Here is a 5,276-nt window from a genome sequence, read left to right on the forward strand (position 1 = left end):
GCGCCAGGCGCGGATGAATAGCGCGTATTTCGGATTGAGCGGGTTGACTTCCGGCAAGGCCGTGGCGCGCACGAGCTGGTAGGCATACGGCAGCGGCTGCGGCTTGAAACCCCAGTTTTTCTTGAAATCGTATGCCCCCGTGCCCTGCTTGCTGCGGCCGAAGTCGAACAGGCGGTAGCCGCGTGCGCAGGCGCGGCGCATCGCTTCCCAATACATGAAGTCATTCGCGCCCGTGCTGCGCGCCAGCGGCGTGCCGCCGGCATAATACGGCAGCACTTCATCGCGGAAATAGAACAGCAGCACGCTGGCCTGCGCCTGCTGGCCGTCGTACACGGTAACGATCTCGCAAGCGGCGCCGAAAACCGCGCGCAGCAGGGAAAAATGGCGACGCGCGAAGACGGGCGTGCCCAGCCGGTGCACACTGGCCGCGTAGATCGGGTAAAAATGATCGAGCTCATGCTCGACGGCGCTGCGCAGGCCGGCCGCCATGGCCTTGCGCACGACGGCGCGCTGCTTGCGGGGAATGGCCAGCAGATTCTGTTCGGCGTCCACGTGCAACGGGCGGCGGAAGGTCGCGTACAGGGGCTTCTCCAGCCAGGACGCGTCCGCGCTTTCCTGGCCATTGTCCGCCTCCTCGCGCCAGCGGTATTCCAGGTGCCCCACGCCGAGGCGCCGGGCCAGCGCCTGCGCGGCCCTGTCGAGCGCCTGGCGCACGGCCGCGCTGCCGCCAGCGATGCCGCCGTAGACGCAAAACGGCAGCGAGACGAGCGAGCAGCCAAACAATCGGCTGCGCACATGGGCCAGCGGCAGCACGCCGGCGATGCGCCCGTCCTGTTGCGCGTACAGGAAATGGCTGTCGTGGTGAAACCCTTGTTCCATGATGGTTTGCCAGCCGGCGCGGTGAAAGAAGGTCGCATCCGTGCAGGTGTCGACAAAGGCATCCCAGCGCGCATGCTCGTGCGGCTGCAGGGGCAGCACGGCGATGGCGTCGCCCGATGGCGCCGGGTCGGAGGGAAGGCTGGCCTCGTGCATCATGTGCTTTCCAGAAAGATACGGTCCATGCGGTCCCAGGAGAAATCGAGCGTCAGGCGCGCCAGCCGCGCTTCCATGCGCCCCAGGTTCAGGTAGTGGCGAAAGCGCGTCCTGGCGGTCAGGCCTGGCGGGCGTGGCTGGCCGGGATCGAGTTCCCAAGGATGAAAGTAGAATATGCCAGCTTGCCCGTCGCGCGAATTGATGCGTCGCAAAAGCCAGCGCGACAGTGCATACGGCATCAAGCGGAAATAGCCGCCGCCGCCGGCTGGCACGTTGCGCCCATGCAGGCGCACGGTGCTGACGGGTAGTTCCAGCACGCCGTGCGGTCCCTGTGGGCGCCAGGCGAAGCGGGGAGCGTCCGGCATGCCGTAATGGTCGTGGCGGATTGGATAGATGCTGGAACTGTAGCGGTAGCCCGCATCCCGCAGCACGTCGAAAGCCCACAGATTGGCCGTGCCGATGGAAAAGCTGGGCGCCCGGTAGCCGTGCACGGCCAGCCCCGTCAATTGTTCGAGGATGGTCTTGCTATGGCGCACATCCGCGCCGAACTGCGCTGCCGACTGTTCACAGGCGCGCAGGTGGGCATAGCCGTGGCTGGCCACTTCATGTCCGGCGTCCGCCACGCGGCGCAGCATGGCCGGATAGCGTTCGGCGATCCAGCCCAGGGTAAAAAAGGTGGCGTGGATGCGCCGCGCTTCCAGCAACAGCAGGATGCGCTCGATATTCGCCTCGACCCGGCATTCCAGGCGGGGCCAGTCGGCGCGCGCGATGTGCGGCGCGAAGGCGGACACCTGGAAATAGTCTTCCACGTCGATGGTCAGCGCATTGCGCAATATCAACGATGAAGGCGACGGCGTCATGCCGCGCCCCGGCGCGCCGCCAGCCAGGGCACGATGACGGCGGCGATGCGCTCGGCCGCGTGGCCATCCCACAGGGGCGGAATGCGGCCCCGCTTGCCGCCCGTGTCCAGGATGCCCCGCGCCAGCGCCAGGATGACGGCCGGCTGCGTGCCGGCCAGGGTATTCGTGCCATCGCTGACAGTGACGGGGCGCTCCGTATTGGCGCGCAGGGTCAGGCAGGGCACGCCCAGGGCCGTGCTTTCTTCCTGGATGCCGCCCGAATCCGTCAGCACCAGGCGCGCATCTTGTATCAGGCCCAACATTTCCAGGTAGCCCAGCGGCGGCAGGCAGATGATGGCCTGGCGCGCCAGCAACGGTTCCAGGCCCGCCAGGCGCAGGCCGGCCGCCGTGCGCGGGTGGATGGGAAACAGCAGCGGCAGCTGGCATGACAGTTGCCCCAGCGCCAGGAGCAGCGCTTCCAGTTGTTCTGCGTCATCGACATTCGACGGCCGGTGCAGGGTTAGCAAGCCATACGCGGGCGGGCAGGCATGGCCGTGGGCGCGCAAGGTGGCGTCGGGCTGTACTGCGCGCGGCAGTTGCTGGCGCAGGCTGTCGATCATGACGTTGCCCGTGAAGTGGATGCGTTCGGCAGCGATGCCTTCGCGCAGCAGGTTGGCGCGCGCGCCTTCCTCGCTCGTCAGCAGCAGGCTAGACAACTGGTCCGTCAGCACGCGGTTGATTTCCTCGGGCATGCGCCGGTCGCCGCTGCGCAAGCCCGCCTCGACGTGGATCACAGGCGTGCCGCGCTTGGCCGCCACCAGCGCGCACGCCAGGGTGGAGTTGACGTCGCCCACCACCAGCACGCAATCGGGCGCCAGCGGCGGCTGCGCGTCGAGTACGGCGTCGAAACGGCGCATGATCTCTGCCGTCTGCTGCGCGTGATTGCCGGAGCCGACGTCGAGGGCGATGTCGGGCGCGCGCATGTTCAGGTCCGCAAACAATTGTCCATTCATGGCCGTGTCGTAGTGTTGGCCGGTATGCAACAGACTCACGCGCACGGCGCTCGCCTGGCGGGCCAGGGCGGCCAGGATGGGGGCCATCTTCATCAGGTTGGGACGCGCGGCCACCACGCACAGCAGGTGCGCCGGCGCGGCGCAGGCAAGAGAAGGGTCGGGCATGCTGCAGCCTCCTTAAAATTGCATGGTGAGCGTGGCGCTGACGCCGTTTTCGCGGTAGTCAGCGCCGCGGTCGCTGGCGTGGCGCGTGTGGCGCAGCGCGATGCTGGCCGTCATGTCCGGCTGCAAGATGCGGCTGTACCCGGCTGTCACGGTGATGTTGTTGTCGCGCCGGGGCACGCTCAGCGAGCGCACGCTGGCGTAGCCGGCATTGACATTGACGCTGGTGCGCGAACTGGCTTGCCAGCTCCAGCCCAGGTTGCCGCCGATCTGGCGCGTGCGGTCTTCGTTGCCGAACTCCACGCCGGGCAGCAGGCCGCTGTCGATGCCGCTGGCCGTTTGCGCCGTGCGGTCGACGGCCGTGACGCCAACGATCATCGTGCTTTTTGCCGTGGCGCGCGCCATTGTCAGCTTCAGCTGTTTTTGCAGGAAATACCGGTGGCTAAAGTAATTGATGGCGCCCCGTTCCGGTCCCAGGCTGTTGGCGTAGCGCAGGAAGGCATCGATGCGCAAGCGCCTGTCGCGCGTGTTGGGAAAGATGCCGCGCCATAATTGATCGAGCAGCGTGGCCGCGTCGCGCTCGCCCAGGCGCGAAAACTGCGTGGGCATGGTGGTGACGTTTTCGCTGTAATTGAGTTGCCAGTTGGTATGGCGCTGCAGGAGCGTCGCATCCAGACTATAGGTATTGCCAAAGTAGCGCTGGCCCGCGCTGAATGCCACGCTGGTACGCGGCGATGGCGTCCACACGCCGCCCAGCGACCAGAAGCGGCCCGCCGGCGTCTTGCCCGTGCTGGATAGATAGCCTTCCTTTTCCGTGCCGCCGCTGGCCGTGGCCGCCCATCTGCTGCTGAACGGATAGCGCAGGCCCGCGCTGCTGCGCTGCATGCGCACGGGTGCCAGCTTGCTGTCCTGCGTGCGGCGCACGTCGTGGCTGGCGTTCCAGGTCCAGCCCTTGCTGCGCGGCTCGCCGCTGAGCAGCAATGCCATTTCATCGCTCTGCATGGACAGCAGTGCGCCGCCGCTGTCGACCGTATTGCGCGTGTAGCGCAACTCGGTCGTGGCCAGGCCGTGGAAACGGTGGCGCAGGTAGGGGCTGATGCCGGTGGTGCGCACCGTGCTGGCATGGTCGGTGTCGGGCAGCTCGGCTATCAACTGCGGGCCGAACGGCGAGATGTTGCGCCGGCTCACGCTGGCATCGGCATCGATGAAGAACCAGTCCTTGACCAGTTCGGCGTCGGCGGTGGCGCGCAAGTCGTGCCTATGCGTATCGGCAGCTTGGCGCGACAGGTATTTGTGCCAGCTGTAATCGAGTTGCACGTGCAGGCGCGGGCCTGTGCCGACGAGGGCGATGGCGGGCGCGATTTCCGTGATGAAGTCCGATTGCGCCTGGCCGGGCGGTGCACGCAGCGCATTGTCCGTATAGCTCGCACGTTGGCGCAGCGACGGTTTCACCAGCCAGTCGACGGCAAAGGCCGGCACGGGCAGCAGCAAAGATAGCAAAGGCAGCAACGGCGGCAGCGCCAGCGGTAGCGAAACCCGGCGGCTAAGCGTAATAGCCATAACCGTAGTAGTCGTTGCCGGGGAACGATTTGGTCTTGTTGTAGATCAAATGTATGTGTTCGCACGTGTCGATCTGGCGCAGCGCTTCCTTGACGGCGTGCTGGGTCGTCGTTTCCGCCTCGACGACCATCACCACTTGCCCCATTTGCCCCACCAGCGCGTGCGCTTCGCTGGTGATCAGGAGGGGTGGCGAGTCGAAGACGACGACGCGGTCGGCGTAGCGGCTGGCGATCTCGGCCAGCAGCCGGCTCATGGCCCGGCTGGCCAGCAACTCCGTCGCATGCTTGTTGCTGCGCCCGGCGGGCAGGATGCTCAGGTTGGCCACATTGGTTTTCAGGATCACGTCGGCCATGGCCAGTTGGGGGTCGAGCAGCACGTCCATCAGGCCCGGCTCGGACGGCAGGCCCAGCACTTTCAGCACGGACGGGCGCGCCACATCGGCATCGACCAGCAGCACCGTGATATCCATTTCCATGGCGATGCTCATGGCCAGGTTGACGGCGCAATAGGTCTTGCCTTCGCCGGGCATGGCGCTGGTGACGACGATCAGATTGCCGTGGCGGATGGCCTCGGCGCCGCTGGCGCGCGCCTGGCGCAGCAGCGGGCGCTTGATGATGCGGAAATCCTCGGCCACCGAACTGCGCCCGCCGTCCTGCGTGAGCATGCCTTG

5 protein-coding genes are annotated in these 5,276 nt (G+C 66.6%); all 5 read right to left on the reverse strand.

Translation table 11 applies throughout. From position 1 onward, the window contains the following. The coding region (locus tag K0F85_RS22635) for a FemAB family XrtA/PEP-CTERM system-associated protein (RefSeq protein ID WP_219118248.1) at positions 1-1,032 on the reverse strand (1,032 nt) is incomplete at its 3' end. After that, positions 1,032-1,892, reverse strand: coding sequence for an XrtA system polysaccharide deacetylase (locus tag K0F85_RS22640; RefSeq protein ID WP_219118181.1), 861 nt, complete (start codon positions 1,890-1,892; stop codon positions 1,032-1,034). The genes K0F85_RS22640 and K0F85_RS22635, both read right to left, overlap by 1 nt. Further along, positions 1,889-3,049 carry a non-hydrolyzing UDP-N-acetylglucosamine 2-epimerase gene (wecB, locus tag K0F85_RS22645; RefSeq protein ID WP_219118182.1) on the reverse strand — a complete coding sequence of 387 codons (1,161 nt, stop codon included), beginning with the start codon at positions 3,047-3,049 and terminating at the stop codon, positions 1,889-1,891. The genes K0F85_RS22640 and wecB overlap by 4 nt, the downstream gene beginning before the upstream one ends. A gap of 12 nt (positions 3,050-3,061) precedes the next feature. Beyond that, on the reverse strand, positions 3,062-4,606 hold the full coding sequence (locus tag K0F85_RS22650) for a TIGR03016 family PEP-CTERM system-associated outer membrane protein (protein ID WP_219118183.1): 1,545 nt from the start codon (positions 4,604-4,606) through the stop codon (positions 3,062-3,064). Next, the coding region (locus K0F85_RS22655) for an XrtA-associated tyrosine autokinase (RefSeq protein ID WP_257572986.1) at positions 4,590-5,276 on the reverse strand (687 nt) is incomplete at its 5' end. The genes K0F85_RS22650 and K0F85_RS22655, both read right to left, overlap by 17 nt.

This window comes from Janthinobacterium sp. UMAB-56 (assembly GCF_900095265.1).
Classification (GTDB): Bacteria; Pseudomonadota; Gammaproteobacteria; order Burkholderiales; family Burkholderiaceae_D; genus Janthinobacterium.